Origin of the sequence: Knoellia remsis, assembly GCF_003002895.1 — a bacterium.
In the GTDB taxonomy this organism is placed as follows: Bacteria; Actinomycetota; Actinomycetes; order Actinomycetales; family Dermatophilaceae; genus Knoellia; species Knoellia remsis.
The window spans coordinates 60065-81634 of sequence record NZ_PVTI01000019.1 but is presented as its reverse complement, the minus strand read 5'-3'; the positions used below and the strand labels follow the sequence as shown (position 1 = coordinate 81634).

The 21570-nt window shown below is 71.6% G+C and carries 19 protein-coding genes, 2 tRNA genes and 1 pseudogene; 7 read left to right on the top strand and 15 right to left on the bottom strand.

All coding sequences use genetic code 11. From position 1 onward, the window contains the following. The 8 genes and pseudogenes from BCF74_RS11885 to pepN form a co-directional block, all read right to left on the bottom strand. Positions 1 to 430: pseudogene (locus BCF74_RS11885) on the bottom strand (hypothetical protein); the annotation flags it as partial. 217 nt (positions 431 to 647) lie between these two features. Continuing rightward, complete coding sequence (locus BCF74_RS11880) at positions 648 to 2051, bottom strand: MFS transporter (protein ID WP_106298169.1); 1404 nt, start codon at positions 2049 to 2051, stop codon at positions 648 to 650. Continuing rightward, a complete protein-coding gene (locus BCF74_RS11875; protein WP_106298168.1) occupies positions 2048 to 2854 on the bottom strand; it encodes an enoyl-CoA hydratase family protein in 807 nt (268 codons plus the stop codon). Before BCF74_RS11875 ends, BCF74_RS11880 begins: the two co-directional genes overlap by 4 nt. Before the next feature lie 10 nt (positions 2855 to 2864). Then, the gene (locus BCF74_RS11870; RefSeq protein WP_106298167.1) at positions 2865 to 3677 is read right to left on the bottom strand and encodes a glycerophosphodiester phosphodiesterase family protein; all 813 of its coding nucleotides are present in this window, start codon (positions 3675 to 3677) and stop codon (positions 2865 to 2867) included. A gap of 19 nt (positions 3678 to 3696) precedes the next feature. Continuing rightward, positions 3697 to 5535 (bottom strand): glycoside hydrolase family 13 protein, encoded by a 1839-nt coding sequence (locus BCF74_RS11865; RefSeq protein WP_106298166.1) that lies wholly within the window; start codon positions 5533 to 5535, stop codon positions 3697 to 3699. Between the two features lie 202 nt (positions 5536 to 5737). After that, positions 5738 to 6109 carry a globin gene (locus BCF74_RS11855; protein WP_106298165.1) on the bottom strand — a complete coding sequence of 124 codons (372 nt, stop codon included), beginning with the start codon at positions 6107 to 6109 and terminating at the stop codon, positions 5738 to 5740. Next, positions 6106 to 7104, bottom strand: a complete 999-nt coding sequence (locus BCF74_RS11850) for a mechanosensitive ion channel family protein (RefSeq protein ID WP_106298164.1) — start codon at positions 7102 to 7104, stop codon at positions 6106 to 6108. Before BCF74_RS11850 ends, BCF74_RS11855 begins: the two co-directional genes overlap by 4 nt. Next, positions 7101 to 9686 carry an aminopeptidase N gene (pepN, locus tag BCF74_RS11845; protein WP_106298163.1) on the bottom strand — a complete coding sequence of 862 codons (2586 nt, stop codon included), beginning with the start codon at positions 9684 to 9686 and terminating at the stop codon, positions 7101 to 7103. The genes BCF74_RS11850 and pepN overlap by 4 nt, the downstream gene beginning before the upstream one ends. Before the next feature lie 151 nt (positions 9687 to 9837). Here pepN and BCF74_RS11840 point away from each other — a divergent pair, with 151 nt between their 5' ends. From BCF74_RS11840 to BCF74_RS11830, 3 genes are all read left to right on the top strand, one after another. After that, entirely contained in the window at positions 9838 to 10449 is a 612-nt protein-coding gene (locus BCF74_RS11840) for a mycothiol-dependent nitroreductase Rv2466c family protein (protein WP_106298162.1), read from the top strand. 60 nt (positions 10450 to 10509) lie between these two features. Continuing rightward, the gene (locus BCF74_RS11835; RefSeq protein ID WP_106298161.1) at positions 10510 to 10977 is read left to right on the top strand and encodes a ribose-5-phosphate isomerase; all 468 of its coding nucleotides are present in this window, start codon (positions 10510 to 10512) and stop codon (positions 10975 to 10977) included. A gap of 116 nt (positions 10978 to 11093) precedes the next feature. After that, positions 11094 to 12206: a PP2C family protein-serine/threonine phosphatase gene (locus BCF74_RS11830; RefSeq protein ID WP_106298160.1), complete on the top strand. Its 1113-nt coding sequence runs from the start codon at positions 11094 to 11096 to the stop codon at positions 12204 to 12206. Positions 12207 to 12441: 235 nt separating this feature from the next. Here BCF74_RS11830 and BCF74_RS11825 read toward each other — a convergent pair whose 3' ends face one another. The 4 genes from BCF74_RS11825 to BCF74_RS11810 are packed head-to-tail and all read right to left on the bottom strand — an operon-like array spanning position 12442 to position 17006. Next, positions 12442 to 13050 carry a GTP-binding protein gene (locus tag BCF74_RS11825; RefSeq protein ID WP_106298159.1) on the bottom strand — a complete coding sequence of 203 codons (609 nt, stop codon included), beginning with the start codon at positions 13048 to 13050 and terminating at the stop codon, positions 12442 to 12444. Beyond that, complete coding sequence (locus BCF74_RS11820) at positions 13031 to 13477, bottom strand: DUF742 domain-containing protein (protein ID WP_106298158.1); 447 nt, start codon at positions 13475 to 13477, stop codon at positions 13031 to 13033. Before BCF74_RS11820 ends, BCF74_RS11825 begins: the two co-directional genes overlap by 20 nt. Positions 13478 to 13488: 11 nt before the next feature. Beyond that, entirely contained in the window at positions 13489 to 13932 is a 444-nt protein-coding gene (locus BCF74_RS11815) for a roadblock/LC7 domain-containing protein (RefSeq protein WP_106298157.1), read from the bottom strand. Further along, complete coding sequence (locus tag BCF74_RS11810) at positions 13929 to 17006, bottom strand: sensor histidine kinase (RefSeq protein ID WP_106298156.1); 3078 nt, start codon at positions 17004 to 17006, stop codon at positions 13929 to 13931. The genes BCF74_RS11815 and BCF74_RS11810 overlap by 4 nt, the downstream gene beginning before the upstream one ends. Before the next feature lie 237 nt (positions 17007 to 17243). On the opposite strand from BCF74_RS11810, the gene trmB reads away from it, so the two are divergent. Further along, entirely contained in the window at positions 17244 to 17930 is a 687-nt protein-coding gene (gene trmB, locus BCF74_RS11805; protein ID WP_245889323.1) for a tRNA (guanosine(46)-N7)-methyltransferase TrmB, read from the top strand. Between the two features lie 14 nt (positions 17931 to 17944). On the opposite strand, the gene BCF74_RS11800 is transcribed toward trmB, so the two are convergent. Next, positions 17945 to 18018 (bottom strand) — tRNA-Gly (locus tag BCF74_RS11800). A 138-nt stretch (positions 18019 to 18156) separates the two neighbouring features. On the opposite strand from BCF74_RS11800, the gene BCF74_RS11795 reads away from it, so the two are divergent. Next, a tRNA-Pro gene (locus BCF74_RS11795) sits at positions 18157 to 18230 on the top strand. Positions 18231 to 18475: 245 nt separating this feature from the next. On the opposite strand, the gene BCF74_RS17930 is transcribed toward BCF74_RS11795, so the two are convergent. Further along, positions 18476 to 18928, bottom strand: coding sequence for a hypothetical protein (locus BCF74_RS17930; protein WP_342747573.1), 453 nt, complete (start codon positions 18926 to 18928; stop codon positions 18476 to 18478). On the opposite strand from BCF74_RS17930, the gene BCF74_RS11790 reads away from it, so the two are divergent. Together BCF74_RS11790 and BCF74_RS11785 are read left to right on the top strand one after the other, a co-directional pair. Further along, entirely contained in the window at positions 18885 to 19856 is a 972-nt protein-coding gene (locus BCF74_RS11790) for a TrkH family potassium uptake protein (RefSeq protein ID WP_342747572.1), read from the top strand. The genes BCF74_RS17930 and BCF74_RS11790 overlap by 44 nt on opposite strands. Next, complete coding sequence (locus BCF74_RS11785; protein WP_218279259.1) at positions 19849 to 20514, top strand: potassium channel family protein; 666 nt, start codon at positions 19849 to 19851, stop codon at positions 20512 to 20514. The genes BCF74_RS11790 and BCF74_RS11785 overlap by 8 nt, the downstream gene beginning before the upstream one ends. Before the next feature lie 97 nt (positions 20515 to 20611). Here the strand turns inward: BCF74_RS11785 and BCF74_RS11780 are convergent, their stop codons facing one another. Continuing rightward, complete coding sequence (locus BCF74_RS11780; RefSeq protein WP_106298155.1) at positions 20612 to 21559, bottom strand: zinc metalloprotease; 948 nt, start codon at positions 21557 to 21559, stop codon at positions 20612 to 20614. Between the last annotated feature and the right edge of the window lie 11 nt (positions 21560 to 21570).

Here is a 21570-nt window from a genome sequence, read left to right as displayed (position 1 = left end):
CCTCGGGGTTGAGGTGCGGCTTCATCAGTCGCATCTCGCCGATGGTGACCTTGGCGGTGCCGATGCTGACCCGTCCGGTGGTGACCGCGTCACGCAGCACGTGGTGGCGAGGGTCGCGGCACGCTTCGGCGACGTCGACGAGGCGGGAGGCGCCGGCGACGGCATACCGGCGGTGGTGGGTGCGGACCCAGTCTCGTGCGGAGAGCGGCGGGGAGCTGGAGGCGGGTTCGCCGCGGTCGAGGGCTTCGACGGTGATGGCGACCTCGGCCGCTTCGCCGTGGGCGGAGAGGTCCCCGAGGGCCTCGAGGGTCTCGCCGAGCTGGTCGCCGGTGGCGTGGAACAGCACCGACGGAAGCACGGTCAACGCCTCGCGGGCAGCACGCAGCCGGTCCACGCACTCGGCGTAGCTCAGCTGCGGCGTTTCGGTCATGACAGCAACGCTAGAACCCGGCACTGACAGTCTCCCCGGACCGGATTCCGCTGTCGCGCAGCGCTATTCGTGCGCCGGTATGCCGCTCGCCTCACGAGTCACAGCCGTCACGTGAGTTGCGCATCGTGCGGGAAAGTTCGCCGAGAAGTGGATGGTCATGCATCGCAACACCGGGATGAACGGGGATGACCGCCCAAGCACGTGCGGCCGGCTGGCGTCAGGAGCGGATGCGGCTTCCGGATGCGATCACGAGCGCCGCCACGGCCGCCGTCCCGAGCCACATCGCGACGAAGACCGGCACATCCTGACCGGCCGCCGTGTGCAGGGCCGCGAAGACCGCGCCTGTTGCCGCGATCCCGATGACCGACCCGAGGACGTCGGACAGCTGCAATGACGACGACGCCGAGCCGTGGTCGCGCGGCGGCGTCAGGGACAACGCGAGCACCGAGAGCGAGGCCGTCCCGAGGCCCATCCCGAGGCCGCAGAACGACAACGGCACGACGACCCACCACGGCCACCAGCCGAACGCAGTCACCGCGACGACCCCGAGAAGCCCGAGCGCGAGTGACAGCCCGCCGAGGACGACGAGCCGGTCCCGCCGACCGGCATACCGGTCACGGCCCTGGATCCACGACCCGACCGACCAGCCGAGCGAACCGACCGCGAGCACCGCACCGGCCTGGGTGAGGGTCATCCCGCGTTCGCCGGTGAGCATGAGTGGGATGTACGTCAGCGTCCCGAAGAACGCGCACGGCAGGAAGAACCGGCTGAGCATCACCGACGGCAGGCCGCGCCGCATGGCGAACGTCCCGGCGGGCAGCAGCATCGGCGCGACGACGGCCACACCGACGAGGCCGACGAGTGCCGTCACGGTCTTGGGGGACCAGGCGATCTCGAGCTCGTGCGTGCCCCACTGCAGCAGTCCCGCCGAGACCGCGATCGCGAGACCGAGCCACGCCGCGCGACGGTGCTCGCGGTGGTCTCGGCTGGACGCCTCGACCCCGGCGTCGGCGGCCGCGATCTGGCCGCGTCGCGTCACGACCGCCACGAGCGCGACCGCGACCGGCAGCACGACCGCCCAGAACACCAGCCGCCACGACACCGCACTTGTCAGCCACCCGGCGATCACGGGACCGAGCAGCGAGGGCAGCACCCACGCCGCCGAGACGACGCTGAACACCTTGGGCCGCAACGCTTCCGGATAGGCGCGCCCCACCACGACGAACGCCGCGACGAACGTCAGACCGGCCCCGAGCCCGGCGACCGCCCGCCCGAACAGGAACGGACCGAAGGACCCGGCCGAGCCGCATACGGCACACCCCACGGCGAACAGCACCTGTCCCACGAAGAGCGACGGCAGCGATCCCGAGCGGTCGGTCCACACCCCCGACAGAACGATCCCGAGCAGCTGGGTCGTGAGCATGACCGAGAACGCCAACCCGTAGGAGCGGACCGCGTCGAGCTCGCGGGCCACCTCGGGCATGGCGGTCGAGACGGCCATGCCCTCGAAGGCGATGACGGTGATGAGCGCGACGAGGCCGAGCGTCAGCGGGCGGAAGGTTGGGCCGAACAGACCTTCCGTATGCCGGCCGGTGGCCTCTGCGGGATCGGTCGCCGTCACTGCGCGTCGGCGGCCCAGCGCGGCGGACGGCGCTGGAGGAACGCGGTCATGCCTTCGAGCGCCTCGTCGGAGGCGAAGAGGCTCGCGGACTGGGCCGCGACCCGCTCGCGCTGGTCGTCGAAGCGGGCGACGAGGTCGTGGTTGACGAGGGCCTTGGACTCGCGCAGCCCCTGCGGCGAGCCCTGCCCGAGCTCGGCGACGAGCGCGGCGAGCGCGCCCGCGACGTCGTCCGGCGCCGACGTCACGAGCCCGATCCGGGCCGCCTCGGCCGCGTCGAACTTCTCCCCGGTGAGGAAGTAGCGCGACGCCGCCCGCGGCTCGACTCGGGGCAGCACCGTGAGCGAGATGACCGACGCCGCCAGCCCCAGCCGCGACTCGGTGAGCGCAAAGGTCGACGACGGCCCGGCGAGGACGATGTCGCACGCCGCGACGAGGCCCATGCCCCCGGCGCGGACGTGCCCGTCGATGCGGCCGATGACCGGCTTGGGGTGGGCGACGATCGACCGGAGCAGGTCCGCGAGCTGCTCCGCTCGCGCGCGCACTGGGTCGTCGCCGGTGCTGCTCGACGCCTCGCTGAGGTCGGCGCCGGCGCAGAACGTGCCGCCGGTGTGGGTGAGCACGACGGCGCGCACGGAGTCGTCCTCCGCCGCCGCGGCCAGGGCCTCCGACAGCTGCGTCACGAGCAGGTCGGAGAGGGCGTTGCGGTTGTGCGGCGAGTCGAGGGTGACGGTCGCGATGCCGCCCTGCGTGCTCGTGGTGACCCGTCGCTCGGGCGTGCTCGTCTCCCCAGTGGTGCCGGTCATGCCCTCGAGACTACCCAGCGGCCAGGGGGTGTCCGCGCTCGGCAAGGACGTCACGCAGCGTCGCGATGTGGTCGGTGACGATGCCGTCGACGCCGAGGTCGAGGAGGCGGTTCATCTCCTCGGCGCTCTCGTCGCTCCATGGGTGGAACCAGACGTGCACCTGCTTGCCGAGCCGGTGGGCGGCGGCGAGCAGTCCCGGTGTCACGAGCCGGATCTCGCGCCCGCGCAGCCGGTGCAGCACCGGGATCTGCAGGACGGGCGCCGGCGTGTGCAGCCACCGCGACACGAGCCCGGGCGCATAGCGCAGCACTCCCGTCCCGACCTGCCCGGCCGCCGTCGCGAGGCGAGGTCCGAGGGCCCGCCGCGCCGCCCGCACCCGACGCTCGCTGAACGACCCGATGCACACCCGCTCGACGGCGTCGTGGGCGCGGATCACCTCGACGGTCGGCTCCAGGGCCGCCCACGCCTTGATGTCGATGTTGAGCCGGGCGTCGGGGAACTCCTCGAGCAGCTCGGTCAGCAACGGCACCGCGTCGGTGCCGTTGATGCGCGCCTCGCGCACCACGGCATACGGCAGCTCGGCGACGGCACCGCGACCGGTGGTGACGCGGTCGAGGCGACTGTCGTGGAAGGCGACGAGCTCACCGTCGGCGGTGGCGTGGACGTCGGTCTCGAGGTACCGGTACCCCATCGCCACCGCGCGCCGGAACGCGCCGAGGGTGTTCTCGAGACCGACGTTCGGACCGTATGCCGCGCCGCCGCGATGTGCCATCGCGATCGGGTCGTCGTGGTCGAAGTAGGCGAAGTCCGCGGCGCGCGCCATGGTGGGTTGCCGCGCCCGCTCAGATGCGCGCCCAGACGGCGGTGTCGGTCGGGACCGCCCCGTCGTCCGTGAGGTCGCCGGAGCGGTGGGTCACCTCGGCACCGGCCGGCAGCTCGACCGGCTCGGAACCGAGGTTGACGACGACGAGCGTCTCTCGGTCGCCGTCCTGCGAGCCGTTGACGAACGCGACGACGTCCGGGGAGGACCCGACGAGGGCATGCCAGCGGAACGAGCCGAGCCCCAGCCGGCCGTCTCGGCGCGCGGCGAGCAAGGACCGGTAGAGCTCGAGCGTGGACCCCTCGACACCCTTCTGCACGTCCACCGCATACCGCGCATAGGACTCCGGCTGCGGCAGCCACGTCGCATCGCCCGGACCGAAGCCCAGCGAGGGCGCGTCGGCCTTCCACGGGATCGGGACGCGGCAGCCGTCGCGACCGATCTCCTTGCCCTGGGTGCGGTGGAACGTCGGGTCCTGGCGGAACTCGTCGGGCATGTCCGTCGACTCCGGCAGCCCGAGCTCCTCGCCCTGGTAGATGTAGGCCGACCCCGGCAGGGCGAGCATCATCATCGTCGCGGCACGGGCGCGGCGCAGGCCGAGCTCGGCGTCCGGCTGCGGGTTGTCCGCGCCGATGCCGTTGGGACGGGGGAGGGACTGGTCGAGGCCGAGGCGCGAGGCGTGCCGGACGACGTCGTGGTTCGAGAGCACCCACGTCGTCGGGGCGCCGACCGCGTCGTTGTTCTTGTACGACTGCTCGATCACCGCGCGCAGGGCGTCGGCGTGCCAGTGCGTGTCGAGGAAGTCGAAGTTGAACGCCTGGTGCATCTCGTCCGGGCGGACGTAGCGGGCGAGGCGCTCGGCGGGCTTGACCCACGCCTCGGCGCAGAGGATGCGCTCCGGCGACGGCTGGTCGTCGAGGATCGAGCGCCAGCGCCGGTAGATCTCGTGCACGCCCTCCTGGTCCCACATCGGCGGGCGGGCGCCGAGGCCGGTGTCGTGGATGCGCTGCGGCTCCTCCTCCTCGTGTGGGACCGGCTCGTGTGCGGGGGCGTCACCACTGGGCCGGTTCTCCCGATCCTCCGGCGGCAGGGCGGCGGCCTCGCTCGAGTCGGTGGCGTCGAGCATCTGCAGTGGGCCGTCCCAGTCGGGCAGGCCCTCCTCCTTGACGAGGCCGTGCGCGACGTCGACGCGGAACCCGTCGACGCCGCGGTCGCACCAGAACTTCAGGATCTCGACGAACTCGTCGCCGACCTCGGGGTTGTTCCAGTCGTAGTCGGGCTGCGTCGTGTCGAAGATGTGGAGGTACCACTCGCCGGGCGACCCGTCGGCTTCTGTGACGCGGGTCCAGCCCTCGCCGCCGAAGACGGACGGCCAGTTGTTCGGCGGCTCCTCGCCGTCCGTGCCCCGACCCTTGCGGAAGATGTAGCGCCCGCGCTCGGGGCTGCCCGGCTCACTGGCCAGCGCGGCCCGGAACCACTCGTGCTCGCTCGAGGAGTGGTTCGGCACGAGGTCGACGAGGACCTTGATCCCCAGGTCGTGCGCCGTGGAGATGAGCGCGTCGGCGTCGCCGAGCGAGCCGAAGACGGGGTCGATGTCGCGGTAGTTCGCGACGTCGTAGCCGGCGTCGTTCATCGGCGAGACGTAGAACGGCGACAGCCAGACCGCGTCGACCCCGAGGTCGCGCAGGTAGGGCAGGCGCGCCGTGATCCCCGGCAGGTCGCCGACGCCGTCGCCGTCGGAGTCCGCCCACGAGCGCGGGTAGATCTGGTAGATCACCGCGTCGCGCCACCAGGGGGCGTCGCTCGCGTCGGCGGGGTGCAGGGTGCTGGTGTCCGGTGTGGTCTGGGTCACCCGCCCCATCGTTCCGTATGCCGTCCGCTCACCCAACCCCCACCCGTCGCCCGAGTGTCCGGCTGGGTCCGTCAGGCGAAGGGGTTGAGCCAGGACACCGCCGAGAACCGGGCGAAGTCGCTGTCAGCGGACACAACGGGCACGCCGTTCTCGAGGGCAAGTGCCGCGACTGGGCGTCGGGGACGAGGTTTCGGGCGCTCGGTCCGGGTCGTCAGTCCGGGGTGTTGACCATCATGAGCGCGGCGCGGGCGAAGTAGTCGCGCATGACCTCGGCGTGCGCCTCGGGCAGGTCGAGTGTCTCCATTGCGGCGAGCATGTGCCGCATCCAGCGGTCGCGCATGTCGAGCGTCACCGGGAAGGGCGCGTGCCGCATCCGCAGCCGCGGGTGACCGCGCTCCTCGCCGTAGGTCTTCGGGCCGCCGAAGTACTGCTCGAGGAACATCCGCAGTCGGCGCTCGGCCGGCTCGAGGTCCTCCTCGGGGTAGAGCGCGCGCAGCGGCGGGTCGCTCTTCACCCCGACGTAGAACTCGTGGACGAGGCGCTCGAAGGTCTCGGCGCCACCGACCTCGTCGTAGAAGCTCACGATCGTCCTCCCGTGCTGCCCCCGCCGGTCCCCGTACCCCCAGCGCCTGGACCGCCACCTGCCGGGCCGTAGGGGCGTGCCCCGAACTCGCCGTAGGGAGCGATCGGCGGTGCCTTGACGCCCGCTGCGTCGAGGGCGGTCTTGATCCGCTGGCGCAGCTCGCGCTGCACCTCGAACTTCGCGCCGGGTGATGCCTCGGCGAAGACGCGGATCGTCATGGCCTGACCGGTGATCGACTCGACGCCGGCGACGGTCGGGGTGTCGAGCAGCCGCCCGTCCCAGTCCTCGTCCTTGGCCATGGCGTCGACGGCCTGCGTGATCACCGAGGTCACGTGGGCGACGTTCTCGTCGTACGCGACGGGGACGTCGACGGTGATCGTCGCGCGGTGCTGGCTGAGGTTGCCGATGCGAATGATCTCGCCGTTGCGGATGTACCAGGTGACGCCGTTGGCGTCGCGCAGCTTGGTCACCCGGAGCGTGACCTCCTCGACGGTGCCGATGGCCTCACCGGTGTCGATGACGTCTCCGACGCCGTACTGGTCCTCGATGATCATGAAGATCCCGGAGAGGAAGTCCTTGACGAGGCTCTGCGCACCGAAGCCCAGCGCGACACCGCCGACACCGGCCGACGCCAGCAGCGGCCCGAGCGGGATGCCGATGAGCGCCATGATCGTCAGCACGGCGATGAGCGTCACGACGAACGTGACGATGCTCTGCAGCAGCGACCCCAGGGTCGCCATCCGCTGCTCCCGGCGCGCGTTCGCCAGCCCCGTCGCCTCCGCGAGGAGCCGGCCGGCGCGTGAGCCGTCGGCACTGCGGGCGTCCGCCGTCTTGTCGGTCATCGTGCGCACGGTGCGCGAGATGAGCCGGTGCAGCAGCCACCGCACGACGACCGCGAGGACGACCGTGAGGAGGATGCGCAGCCCGTCGGTGAGCAGCCAGTCCTGCAGCCGTTCGACGGTCACGATGGTGCGGGCGATGTCGGCGTCGTTCATTCGCAGGCGTCACGCTCCTGGGCCGCGAGGGCGCGGGTGATCGGGTCGCGGTTCTCGGCGACGAGCCGGCGCAGCGCGTCGGGTGCGTCGGGGTTCGTGTCGAGCCAGGCCTGCGTCGCGTCGCGCAGCTCGGCGCTCGCGAGCCCGCGCGGGTAGAACCCGGTGACGATCGACTCGACGAGCGCCATCGAACCTTTCGACTCCTGCAGCGACGCGAGCACGTCGTGGTAGCGACCGACGAACGGCTCGAGCGCTGCGACGTCGCCGAGCCGGCCGAAGCCGAGGGCGTAGGCGTCGACCATCGAGTTCGACAGCCCGCTCTCGGTGACCGCGGCGCTCCACGCCGCCTCCTTGGCCTCCGTGGTCGGCACCGACGCGCGGGCCCGGGCGGCTCGCTCGCGGCCGGTCGCCGTGGGGTCGCGTTCGAGCTCGGCGTCGATCTCGCCGTCCTGCAGGGCGTTCGCGCCGGCGAGCCCGGTGAGCAGGGTCCAGCGCATGTCCGTGTCGAGCGCGAGGCCGTCGAGGGTCTCGGTGCCCTCGAGCAGGCCGCGCAGGTATGCCGTGTCGTCACCGGTCGTCGTGAAGCCGGCCGCCGCGGTGACCGCCTGGAGCTGGGCGTCGCTGCCGGGCTCGGCCGTGCGGGCCACCTCCCACAGTCGCTCGAGGGTCGCGCGGCGCGTCGTGTCGCGGTGCTCCGGTGCGACGTAGAGGTTCACCGCCGTCGCGAGCTGGGCGTAGAGGGTGCGCAGCAGCGTGGAGTCGGACTCGCCGGGCAGCACCTCGAGGACGAGGTCGACGAAGGTCCGCGCTCCCATCTCCGCGTCGCGCGTCATGTCCCACGCGGACGCGAGGACGAGCGACTTCGGCAGTGAGCTCTCGAAGCCCCGCACGTGCTTCAGCGCCGTTGCCAGAGAACGCTGGTCGAGCCGGATCTTGGCGTAGGTGAGGTCGTCGTCGTTGACGAGCAGCAGGTCGGGCTGCTCGCGGCCGAGGAGCTCGGGCACCTCGGTGCGTTCACCGGTGAGGTCGAGCTCGATGCGGTCGGTGCGCTCGAGGCGCGAGGCGCCGTCAGCACCGGAACCCAGGCCCTCCTCGGAACCGGAACGGACGGCATACAGGCCGATCGCGAGACGGTGCGGGCGGATCGTCTCGAAGCCCTCGGCATACGACTGCTCGATCGCCGCGGACGAGATGAGCCCGCGGTCGTCGACCTCGATGACGGGGCGCAGGGTGTTGACGCCGGCGGTCTCGAGCCACGCCGTGCTCCACGCGCGCAGGTCGCGCCCGGACGTCGCCTCGAGCTCGTCGAGGAGGTCGTCGAGGGTGGTGTTGGACCACTGGTGCTTGGCGAAGTACGCCCGCAGCCCGTCACGGAACGGCTCACGCCCGACATACGCGACGAGCTGCTTGAGGACGGAGGCGCCCTTGGCGTAGGTGATGCCGTCGAAGTTGACCTCGACGTCCTCGAGGTCGCGGATCGGCGCGACGATCGGGTGGGTCGAGGACAGCTGGTCCTGGCGGTAGGCCCAGTCCTTCTCGTGCGTGCAGAACGTCGTCCACGCCTCGGTCCACTCGGTGGCCTCGGCCTGGCACGTCGTCGACGCCCACTCGGCGAACGACTCGTTGAGCCACAGGTCGTTCCACCACTTCATCGTCACGAGGTTGCCGAACCACATGTGCGCCAGCTCGTGCAGGACGGTGAGGGCGCGACGCTCGACGATGGCGTCGGTGACCTTGGAGCGGAAGACGTAGACCTCGTTGAAGGTCACGCAGCCGACGTTCTCCATCGCGCCCATGTTGTACTCCGGCGTGAAGACCTGGTCGTACTTCTCGAACGGGTACGGCTGGTCGAACTCGGCCTCGAAGAACTCGAAACCGCGCTTCGTCAGGTCGAAGAGGTTGTCCGCGTCCAAGAACTGCGTCAGCGACTTGCGGCAGAAGATGCCGAGCGGGATCTCGCCCTTGCGGGAGGTGAGGCTGTCGCGGACGACGTCGTAGGGGCCGGCAACGAGCGCGGTGATGTAGCTCGAGATCGGCTCGGTCGCGGTGAACCTCCACGTCGAGACGCCGTCGCGGTCGGTCGGCTGCGGCTGCGGCGTGGGGGAGTTCGACAGCACCTGCCAGTGGCTCGGCGCCGTCACCGTGAAGGTGAACCGGGCCTTGAGGTCGGGCTGCTCGAACACGGGGTACATCCGGCGGCTGTCCGGCACCTCGAACTGGCTGTAGAGGTAGACCTCGTCGTCGACCGGGTCGACGAACCGGTGCAGCCCCTCGCCGGTGTTCATGTACGTCCCGGTGGCCTCGATGCGCAGCTCGTTGGTCTCGGCCAGCCCGTCGATGGCGATCCGGGCTCCGTCGTATGCCGGCTCGCGCGCCTCGCCGTTGAGCGTCACCGACTCGACCGACTCACCGAGGAAGTCGACGAACGTCGCCGACCCGGGGGTGGCGGTGAAGCGGATCGTGCTCGTCGTCGCGAAGGTCTTCTCCGACGTGGTGAGGTCGAGCTCGACGTCGTAGGAGTCGACGGTGACGAGCGCGGCGCGCTCCTCGGCCTCGACACGGGTGAGGTTCTTCCCGGGCACAGGGATCTCCTGATCTGGCGTGTGGTCTGGCGGGGTTCGCCGTGGCCGCGGCGTCGCGAGGCGCGCCCTCGGCCGGCTCCTCGCCATCCTCGCACGCGCCGCCGACGGTGCTGCCCGCCCCGGGGCAGAAGGGGAGTGGCACGATGAGCGCATGAGCGACACGCGCCACTCCGCCGACTTCTGGTTCGACCCGCTGTGCCCGTGGGCGTGGATGACCTCGCGCTGGATGGGTGAGGTCGAGCAGGTCCGCCCCGTCGACGTCACGTGGCACCCGTTCAGCCTCGCCGTCCTCAACGAGGGACGTGACCTGCCCGACGACTACCGCGCGATGCTCGACCGCGGCTGGGGTCCGGCCCGCGTCGTCACGGCCGCCCGCGAGCTGCACGGGCAGGAGGCCGTCAAGCCGCTCTACGACGCCATCGGCACGGCGATCCACCCCGGCGGCACCAAGGACTACGCCGAGGCCATCCGGATCGGGCTCGAGGGGGCCGGGCTGCCTGCCGACCTCGCGCGGTTCGCCGACACCGACGAGTACGACGAGCAGATGCGGGCCTCGACGCAGCAGGCGCTCGACCTCGTCGGTGACGACGTCGGCACGCCCGTCGTCGCCGTCGACGGTGTCGCGTTCTTCGGCCCCGTCGTCACCCCCGCCCCCAAGGGCGAGGCGGCCGGCAAGCTCTGGGACGGCTGCGTCCTCGTCGCGAACACGCCCGGGTTCTACGAGCTCAAGCGCACCCGCGACGCCGACCCGCAGTTCGACTGAGCCCGACCCCTCCGGCGTTCCCGACCCTCGCTTCGACCCACCACGGAAGGCACCCCCACGATGCGCGTCCACATCGGCGGCGACCACGCGGCATACGACCTGCAGCAGGACCTCATCGGCTTCCTCGAGGAGGAGGGGCATGAGGTGACCAACCACGGCCCCTTCGAGCTCGACCCGCAGGACGACTACCCGGTCTTCGTCCTGCGCGCGGCGCGCGCGGTCGCGGAGGAGCCCGGATCGCTCGGCATCGTCCTCGGCGGCTCCGGCAACGGCGAGCAGATGGCCGCGAACAAGGTCGAGGGCGTCCGGGCCGCGCTGTGCTACAACGACGAGCTCGCCCAGCTCGCGCGCGAGCACAACGACGCGCAGGTCATCTCCATCGGCGGCCGGATGAACACCGTGGAGGAGGCGCGCTCGATGGTGCGCATCTTCCTCAGCACCGCGTTCTCCGGCGAGGAGCGCCACCAGCGGCGTATCGACATGGTCAGCGCGTACGAGCGGGACGGCAGCCTGCCCGACCTGCCCTGAGGCCTCCGCACCGGCGCTGACCAGCCCGGATGGCCCAGCGCCGCGGGTCTTCCGCGTGGGCTACTGGTGAGTTACTGTGACCCCGCAGTGCTGCCCAGGAACAGGAGACACAGCTGGTGGCCACGGACCTCAGCGTCCTGTCGCGCAGGGATCCCACGACGCTCACCCGACGGCTCGGCCCGGTGGTGGCCTCCGCCGGACCGCGCCGTGACCGGCTGGTCTTCTCGCTGCTCGTCCTGCTGGCGTTCGTCTTCGTCCTCGCCGTCGTGGCCTGGCCGACACGGGTGCCCCTCGTCGCGCTCGCGCCGTTCATCCTGCTGAGTGGGCTCTACCTGCCGCACCGGCACCTCGTCGCGCTCTACATCATCATCGTCGTCGGCCTGTGCACCGCGGCCCCGCGGCTGCCGATGGGCGTCACCGCCGTCACCCTCACCGCGGCGTCACTGTGCGCGCTCATGGTGATGATGGTCATCGTCGCGTCGTCGCGAGTGCGGGTCGGGTCGACGGGCTTCCACGGCGAGAACCTCTTCGTCGACCTGCGGGACCGCATCGCCCGCGCGGCGACGCTGCCCGGCCTGCCGAGCGGGTGGACCGCGGAGAGCGAGGTGCACTCCGCCTACGGCGAGGGCTTCTCCGGGGACTTCATGGTCGCCGACCGCACCCACGACGGGCGCCACCTCGAGGTCGCCCTCGTCGACGTCAGCGGCAAGGGCCGCGAGGCGGGGACCCGCTCGATGCTCCTGTGCGGTGCCCTCGGCGCCCTCCTCGGCTCGCTGCCGCCGCGCGAGTTCCTCGACGCGGCGAACACCTACCTCGTCCGGCAGGGCTGGGAGGAGGGCTTCGCCACCGCGGTGCACGTCGACATCAACCTCGACACCGGCGAGTTCTCCGTCGGCAACGCCGGGCATCCGTCGGCGGCGCACTACGACGTCGGCAGCGGCACGTGGGAGGTCCTCGAGGGCGGTCGGGGCCCGGTCCTCGGGATCATGCACGGCGTCTCGTTCACGCGCACCCACGGCACTCTCGACATGGGCGACGCGCTGATGATCTACTCCGACGGCATCATCGAGTCCCGCGGGCACGACCTCACCGAGGGCACCGACCGCATGCTGGGTGCCGCCTCCGACGCCATCGTCCGCGCGAGCGGGTCGGTCGCCGAGGCCGTCGTGTCCTCGGCCCGCTCCGGCGAGGACGACGACCGGGCCGTCTTCGTCATCACCCGCCGCTGAGCTGAGCCGGGGGCACCCCGGCATACGGTGGGCACAGAGGTGCGCGGCCGGCACTGGTGAGCGGCGCGGACGGCATACGCCTGCCCGAGCGGTGCGCGGCCGGCATACGGCGGCACAGTGGCGCGCGGCCGGCATACGGCTGCGCAAGACGGCTCGCGAGCCGCGCCGTCGTTCGTCGGCCGGATCGAACCGGCCCACGAAGCACGCGACGGCTCGCGAGCCGGAACGCGTCTTGTCAGCTCGCGCCCATCGACGGCTGACGCTGCCCGCCGACGAGCTGCTCGAGGGCGTACTCGGTGACGCGGATGAGCGCCGCCTTCGCCGACTCGCGCTCGCGGGCGTCGATCGCCATGACGGGCGTGTGCGGCGGCAGGGCGAGAGCGTCCCGCACCTCCTCGAGGGGGTAGCGACGGGCGCCGTCGAACTCGTTGACCGCGACGATGAACGGCAGGCCCTTGGCCTCGAAGTAGTCGACCGCCGCGAAGGCCTCGTCCAGCCGATCGGTGTCGACGAGGATGACTGCCCCGATGGCGCCACGGACGAGGTCGTCCCACATGAACCAGAAGCGGCGCTGACCCGGCGTCCCGAAGAGATAGAGGACGAGGTCGTCACCGAGCGTGATCCTGCCGAAGTCCATCGCGACGGTCGTCGACGACTTGTTCGGAGTGTTCGTGAGGTCGTCGACGCCGACCGACTCCTTGGTGACGAGCGCCTCGGTGCGCAGCGGCAGGATCTCCGAGACCGTCCCGACGAGCGTCGTCTTGCCGACCCCGAAGCCACCGGCGACGACGATCTTCGTCGACGCGGCGCCGGCGGAGGCCGACCTAGATGGCGCGAAGTCCACGGAGGGTCCTTTCGATGAGGCTCCGGCGCTCGCCGACACTCGAGGCGTCGGTGAGGGTGGCGGAGGAGACTGTGACGAAGCCCTGCTCGACGAGGTCGCCGAGGAGCACCCGGACGACGCCGATGGGTAGACCGACCTGCGCCGACACCTCGGCGACGGAGGTGCGCTCGTCGCAGGCGGCGACGATCGCGGCGACCTGGTCCTGCCCGGTCCAGTCGTGGTCGTCGGCACGGGGGAGGCTTTCGACGAGAGCCTCGACGGGCAGGTCGACCGAGCTGTGGGTGCGTCCGGAGGTCAGGGCGTACGGGCGAACGATGCCAGCGAGGGGGGTGTGCTCGTCCTCGTGGTCGTCGGGGCGTCCGGGTCGGACGGGTCGGTCGAGCCCGTCGGATCGGTCGGGTCGCGGTCGGGGAGAGTTGTCGGCCATGGCGGCATCCGTCAGCCGTGGCCGAGGCCGCGTGCCTCGGCCTGGATCATCGGGCCCACCCGCTGGACGAGGAGGGCCATCTCGTAGCCGACCTGTCCGAGGTCGGCGTCAGCGGCGGTGAGGACTGCGAGGTGCGAGCCGTCACCGACGCTCATGAGGAGGAGGTAGCCGCGCTCCATCTCGACGACGGTCTGGAGCACCGCGCCACCATCGAAGAGCTGGGCCGCACCGGTCGCGAGGCTGGCCAGTCCGGACGAGACGGCAGCCATCTGCTCCGCGCGGTCGGCGGGCAGGCGCGAGCTCCCGGCGACGAGGAGTCCGTCGGCGGAGACGAGGATCGCGTGGGTCGCGCCCGCGACGTCGTCGACGAACCGGGAGACGACCCAGTCGAGGTTGCGTCCCGTCGTCGTTCCGGTGGCAGTGGCCCCGTTGTAGGTACCCGAGTACTCGGTCATGAGCGGTCCCGCTCCTCGTCTCTCGTCGGCTGCGTCGTCGGGTCGGCCGGTCCGGTCGCCCCGACGGTGGTGACCATGGCGTCGTCGTCAGGTGCGGCGTCCGTCGCCACACCGGCCCCGTTGCCGGCCGGTTCGCCGGTCGACCCCGAGCTGTCGGTGCTCCCCTCCAGGCGGCCACGGCGGACGCCGGCGAGGTGGCGGTTGAGGTGGGCCCGGATGGCCTCGGGGTCGCGAGCGGTTGCCGCGTGCCGCCCGACACCCGTCTGGCCGGGCACGAGGCTCGAGCCGGGGCGGCGCACGGGGAGCCCGCTGGCGGACGTGCCGGCGGAGCTGTCGACCTCCTTGGCCGCGACCCGCTCGGCCGCGAGCCACCCCTCGTCGATCGACTCGCTCGCCCAGGGCAGCTCGTCGTCGTTCTCGGTGAGCCAGCTCGACTGGAGATCCGTGAAGATGGGGGTCTCGGCGAGCGGGGTCGGCTGGCTGGGGTCGTGAGGATCGGCCGCCGGGAAGTCCGCCTCCGACCAGGTGCGCTCGTCGTCGGCCCCCGTGTCGGGGGCAGGGGCCGGGGCCGGCTGGGTCGACGCCGGAGCGTTCGGCCGCGTCAGTGAGTCCTCGCCGGCCTTGGCGGCCTTGGCGGCCTTGGTGGCCTCGGCGCCCTCGGCCTCACGGGCCCGGAGCGCACCCAGCGCGCCGAACCCATCACGCCGCGGCAGGGCAGGCAGCGAGCCGTCGCCCCGACCGGCGTCGGAGGGGGTCTCCGCGGAGGTGTCGGTGGGCGCGGCCGGCTTGCGGACGGCCCACGCTGGTCGGGCCGGACCCGCTGGGCTCGCGTCGGTGCCGAAGGGCGCGGCCCCCGCGCCGGTGGCCCCGGGGCGCCGCCGGGGCAGGCCGGACTCGGAGCCGGCCGCGACGTCGTCCGTCTGCGTGGACTGCGGCCCGGTGTCGTCGAGTGGTCCCGAGTCGGCGCGGGTCTCAGCCCCGTCGACAGCCGGCGGTGTGCCCACGACCGGGGGCAGCATGGTCGGGGTGATGCGGGGCATGGGCCCGGTGATGGGGTTCACCCGGGTGGCCAGCTCGGAACGGAGGGTGGACAGCTGGCCGGGTACGGCGGTGAGGCGCGGTCGACCTGTCGGGGAGCCGGCGGGCGCCCCGGTTGCCTCGGGCGAGCCGGGGTCGGCCGACGGCTGCAGGACCGTCACGTCGTCGCCGTCGGTCGCCCCGGTCGACGGTTCCGGAGCGGCCTGCGTCGGGTTGAGCAACGCCGACGGCAGCATGACGGACGCGATCGTCCCGCTTCCGTCGGGGTTGGCCCTCAGGTGGACCGTGACGCCGTGGCGGGCGGCGAGCTGGCCCACGACGTAGAGGCCCATCCGGCGCGCTGTCTCGGTGGTGACCTCCCCGCCGGTGACGAGCGAGGCGTTCGTGGCCGACATGTCCTCGGGGGTCATGCCGAGGCCCTGGTCGACGATCTCGACGAGGGTGCCGCCATCGACGCCGCGGAGGGTGAGCACGTTGACCCGGCTCTCCGGCGGCGAGTAGGCGAGCGCGTTGTCGATGAGCTCGGCGAAGAGGTGGACGAGGTCCGGCGCCGCCTCGGCAGGGATGACGAGGTCGGTGACCGAGAGCCGCACGCGCTGGTAGTCCTGCACCTCCGAGATCGCGGCGCGCACGACGTCGCCGAGCGGGAGGTCGGCTCCGGCGATGGTGCGCGACGGCGCGCCGGCGAGGACGAGCAGGCTGTCTCCGTTCCGGCGGATCCGGGCCGCGAGGTGGTCGAGGCGGAAGAGGCTCTCGAGTCGGCGCGGGTCGTCCTCCTCGCGCTCGAGGTTCTCGATGACGCCGAGCTGCTGGTTGACGAGCGAGGTGCTGCGCCGCGAGAGCGTCTCGAACATCGCCCGGACCTGTTCACGCAGCCGGGCCTGCTCGGTGGCGAGGTGGATGGCTTCGCTGTGCAGGGTGTCGACGGCACGGGCGAGCTGACCGGTCTCCTCACCGGTGTGGACCGGGAGTGGCTCGACCGGTGCGGGGACCTTGCCGGCGCGGATGTCGGTGAGCGCCGCCGGCAGCTGGACCTGCGCGATGTCCAGCGCGCCCTCGCGCACACGGCGGATCGGGTCGAGCAGCATCCTCGCGACGGCGAGCGCGAGCCCGACGGCGACGGCGAGCAGGCCGAGGGTGAAGATCGAGTCGCGGATCGCCGTGGCCCGCGCGTCCGCAGCCCGATCCGACATCGTCTCGACGACGTCGCCCGTGACGCGGTCCGCAAGGTTGGTGTAGACGCTGGACGCGTCCTGCGCGCGGGGGAGAGCGGAGGTGCCCGCGGCGACCTCCGGGGCCGCCGTGAGCCGCAGCTCGTTGCCGGACGCGAGGGCGTCGACGAAGCTGTTCGTCGCGCCGAGGCTGCCCTCGAGTGCGGTGATGGCGGTGGCCTCCTCGCCGATGGCGTTGCCGAGGGCGAGGGCATCGACCTTCTGCAGGCCGTCGCGGGACGTTGTGAGGAGCCGCTGCTCGGTGAGCGCCACCTGGCCCGCGAGGATGTCGCGGATCGTCGTCAGCCGGGTGTCCGAGGTCTCACCGGTGAGGTTGCTGAGGACCGGGCCGACGAGCGTCACGAGCTCGCCGAACTGCGACGACACCGTGGCGGCCGGGGCGTCGGCGGGCGAGTCGCGCAGCCCCTGGGCGGCGGCGAGCGCCTGAGTGAGCGCCGTCGTCTGCTCCTCGCCGATGCCGGAGTCGCCGATCGCCGAGCGCAGGTCCACCGCGGCCGCGTCGAATGCCGTGCGGGTGCGTTGCACCGCCCCCGGGTCGGCCCCCCGGCCGGCCACGACCATGGCGGACGTGCTGTCGACGAGGCGGACCGTGGGCTGGAGCACTCCGACCCGGGACTTGAGCTGGGCGAAGTTCGCGGCGTCCTGGGCGGCGCCGACGACGCGCATCCCCCCGAACGTCGCGGCGAGCAGCATGGGGATGGCGAGCGCCAGCGCCAGCTTGCGGCGGAGCGACCACTCACTGATGTCGAACCACGGGACGTCCTCGGACGTCGCGCCGCTCTCGGCGTTCTCCGTGTCGCTCACGTGGGTTCCTCGATTCCGTGTCGTGCTCCCTGCCGCCACCCGAGCCTCGTCACGCCATCCCTTGCGGCCGCGTCGGGGCGAGCCGGACACGGTCGGTGGGTGGGCATGGCGAAGCGCGCGCGGCGTACCACACTCGTCGGGGGACCGTAGCAGGACACGCCGCTGTCCAGTGCAGGGTTGGCGGAACCCCCTCCGAACGGGTCAGGAGGGCACGGCCGGACCCGTTAGCCTCGTGCGGTGTCCGACGCGCACCCGACCCTCGACCACACGCCCCGCGAGGGCGTGCGGACCTTCACCCCCCGGTGGCGCAACTCGCCGCTCACGGCCGAGCGGATGGAGCGGCTGCTCCCGCACCATGCGATCCCGGAGTCGGGTGACCTCGATCCCGAGGCCTGGTTCGGCCGCGCCGCCCCCGTCGTGCTCGAGATCGGCTCCGGTCACGGAGCCGCCGCCCTCGCCTACGCGCTCACGCACCCCGAGCACGACGTCCTCACCGTCGAGGTCCACGTCCCGGGCGTCGCCCGCATGCTCGCCGCCGCCGAGCCGCACGCCGTGACGAACCTCTGGGTCCACCCCGGTGACGCGATGCCGCTGCTCACGAACCGCATCCCGACCGGCTCGCTGCACGCGGTGCACCTCTTCTTCCCCGACCCGTGGCCGAAGGCCCGGCACGCGAAGCGTCGGTTCATACAGCAGCACACGCTCACCCTCCTCGCCGACCGGCTCGAGCGCGGTGGCGTGCTGCGGATCGCGACCGACCACGACGTGTATGCCGCCCACGTGCGCGAGCAGGTCGCGTACCACGGGGGGTGGCGTGTCGTCGAGGGGGAGCGGCCGGCGTGGCGTCCGCAGGACGGCTTCGAGGCGAAGGGTCGGCGCGCGGGTCGCACGGTCACCGAGCTCTTGCTTGTGCGGCAGGACTGACCGCGGCTGCTGCGTGGAGCGGGTGACGAGAATCGAACTCGCGTAATCAGTTTGGAAGACTGAGGCTCTACCATTGAGCTACACCCGCGCGCTCCTGCCTGCCGCAGTCGAGACGGTCGCGGTGGGCGCTGGAGCAGGGGTTAGCCTAGTGGCCGCCTGCGCGGGATCCGAAATCGGTCGGACCGTCCTCGTGTCCCGACCATGTCGTATGCCGCGCGCGGCCGACCGGGGTATGGCGCAGCTTGGTAGCGCGTCCGCTTTGGGAGCGGAAGGTCGCCAGTTCGAATCTGGCTACCCCGACGAACGATGCCCGCGATGCGCGAAGCGCACGCGGGCATCGTCGTGGGGGAGCCGGATGATGGGAGTCCGGGTCCCGGGGGTCAGGGACGGACCCGCGGACCCGGCGGCTCTGGCTACCCCGACCGGTGGGGACCCGGCGGCTCTGACTACCCCGACCGGTGCGGACCCGGCGGCTCTGGCTACCCCATCGAGGGGGAGGTCACCTCGCGAGCCGATGCGCGGCATACCGGATCTGCGTGGCATTCTCATCCGCGATGCCCGCCCTCCCCAGCACGGGCGCGCCCAGCCCGACGCGCGCCGCCAAGCCGGTCCGGATCTTCACTCATCCGGGCCAGGTCGTCGTGGCTGCGTTCGGCGGCGCCATCCTCGTCGGGACCCTCCTGCTCATGCTGCCGATCTCCCGCGCGGGTGCCGGCACCGGCGGCGCGCCCTTCATCACGGCGCTCTTCACCTCGACGAGTGCGGTGTGCGTGACCGGGCTGACGACGGTCGACACCGAGCTCTACTGGAGCGGTTTCGGGCAGGCCGTCATCCTCGGCCTCATCCAGGTCGGCGGCTTCGGGATCATGACGATCGCCTCCCTCCTCGCGCTGCTCGTCTCGCGGCGCATCGGCTTGAAGTCCGGCCGCGGAGACCAAGAGCGGCATCGGCGATGTGCGCGCCGTCCTCGTCGGCGTCTTCACCATCACGCTCACCATCGAGGCGATCGTCGCGACGGCACTGACGCTCCGCTTCTGGCTCGGGCTCGGCGAGGACCTCCCGCGCGCGATCCAGCTCGGTGTCTTCCACGCGGTCTCGAGCTTCAACAACGCCGGCTTCGCGCTCTACAGCGACAACCTCATGGGCTTCCTCACCGACCCGTGGATCGCGCTGCCGATCTGCGTCGCCATCATCACCGGCGGTCTCGGCTTCCCCGTCATCCTCGAGCTGGCCCGGCAGCGCCGCCCGCGCCGCTGGTCCCTGCACACGAAGCTGACGATCTTCATGACCGCCGTCCTCCTGGTCGGTGGCTGGGTCTTCGTGACCGCCGCCGAGTGGGGCAACGACGGGACGATCGGCACCCTCAGCGCGCCGCACAAGCTGCTCGCCGGGTTCTTCCACGCGGTCCAGCCGCGCACCGCCGGCTTCAACGCCTGGGACTACGGCGAGGCGACGGACGAGACGCTGCTCGGCACGATCATGCTCATGTTCGTCGGTGGCGGTTCGGCCGGAACCGCCGGTGGACTCAAGGTCACGACGTTCGTCGTCCTCTTCTTCGTCATCGTTGCCGAGGTCCGTGGCGAGCGTGAGGTCGTGGCGTTCGGCCGCCGCATCGGGGAGCGCACGATCCGCCAGGCCATCACCGTGGCCCTGCTCGGCGTCGCGGCGGTGGTCGGCTCGACGATGGTCCTCACCCTCGTCACCGACTTCGTCTTCCGGGACGTCCTGTTCGAGACGACGAGCGCCTTCGCGACCGTCGGCCTCTCCACCGGGATCACGCCGGACATGCCGCCGGCGGGGCAGGTCGTCCTCGTCTTCCTCATGTTCCTCGGACGCCTCGGTCCGGTCACGCTCGTCTCGGCCCTCGCGCTGCGCGAACGCCAGCGCCGCTACTCGCACGCGGAAGGATGGCCCCTCATTGGCTAAGAACATCGGCGACGACGCCGTCGTCGTCATCGGCCTCGGTCGGTTCGGCAAGTCTCTCGCCCTCGAGCTCGAGGGCGACGGCATCGAGGTTCTCGGCATCGACACCGACCCTCGCGTCGTCCAAGGGCTGGCGGGACGGCTCACCCATGTCGTCGAGGCCGACTCGACCGACGCGGAGGCCCTCAAGCAGCTCTCGATCCAGGACTTCGACCGCGCCGTCATCGCCATCGGGTCCTCGCTCGAGGCGAGCGTGCTCACGGCGTTCGTCCTGCGCAGCCTCGACGTCTCGCACATCTGGGCCAAGGCGACGTCGGAGTCGCAGGCCAAGACCCTCGAGCAGATCGGCGTCGAGCACGTCGTGCGCCCCGAGCACGAGATGGGCCGGCGCACCGCCCACCTCGTCCGCGGCAAGATGCTCGACTACATCGAGTTCGACGACGGCTACGCCATCGTCAAGACCCGCCCGCCGCGCGGCATCCTCGGCAAGACCCTCGCGGAGGCCGGGGTGCGCTCGCGCTGGGGAGTCACCATCGTCGGCGTGAAGTCGCGCGACGAGGACTTCACCTACGCCACCCCCGAGACCGTCGTCGAGGACGGCCAGCTGCTCATCGTCTCCGGCGACCGGCGCAGGGTCGAGACCTTCAGCAACCAGGACTGACACGGCATACGCCGCGAAAAGCCCACTGCCACAACGGGTATGCCGTTCGCTCACCAGAGCGAACGGCATACCCGTTGTCGTGTTCGTGCAGTGAGCGTCAGGCTCTGAAGGCGAGCCAGGCGTCGTTCATGCGCTGCACCTGGCCCGGCGTGAACATGTTCATGCAGGAGTCCTGGGTGTAGTCCATGAAGTTGTGGATCGGGTCGAGCCCGGGCGCGGCACACGTGTCGGCGCCGACGGGGCAGTTGAACTGCGGGACGGCCTCGCGCGGGGTGTCCGCGACCCAGTCGCCGCGCGCCGAGCAGCCACCGGCGAAGGTGTGTTCGAGCATCATCCAGTGGCCGACCTCGTGGACGAGGGTGTCGCCGAGGGAGTACTTGCCGGCGGTGCCGCCCGGCATCGACTCGTCGAGCATGACGACGCCGTCGATGTAGTCGCGACCGTTGTTGTAGCCCTTGGGGAAGTACGCCCAGCCGAGGAGGCCGTCACCGATGTCGGCGACGTAGACGTTGAGCGTCGTCGAGTCACCGGTGTAGAGCGCCTTCTTCATGTCGCGCTCGGCCTTGCCCGGCGTCACGGTGTTCCACGTCTCGTTGACCGTCCACGTCGTGTCGGTGAGCTCGAAGCGGAACGGCGAGTCCGCGGCGTCCGGCGCCGTCGCCCCGGAGAAGGAGTCGTTGAGGACGTCCATCTGCGCGTCGATCATCGTCTGCATGCGCGTCTTCGCGGCCGCGTCAAGCGTCGACTTCGAGACGACGTGGAAGACGGTCGGGATCGTCACCGACCCGGCGGCCATGAGCGGCGAGCTGGGCAGGACGCCGTAGGCGTTGGCCTCGTTCTTGCTGTAGAGCTCGGGCTCCTTGGCGTTCTTGGCGTCGTCGCGGACGCGGGCGGCGGAGCCCGCGGCACCGGACCCGTCGGCGCACTCGGCGACGGCGGGGGAGGGCGTGGGTGCGGCGCTCACGGTCGCGGGCGCGGACACGGTGAGCGTCGACGCGGCGAGCGCGATGGCGCCCAGCGCGGGACGGAAGAGGCGTCGTGACATGGAGTACTCCT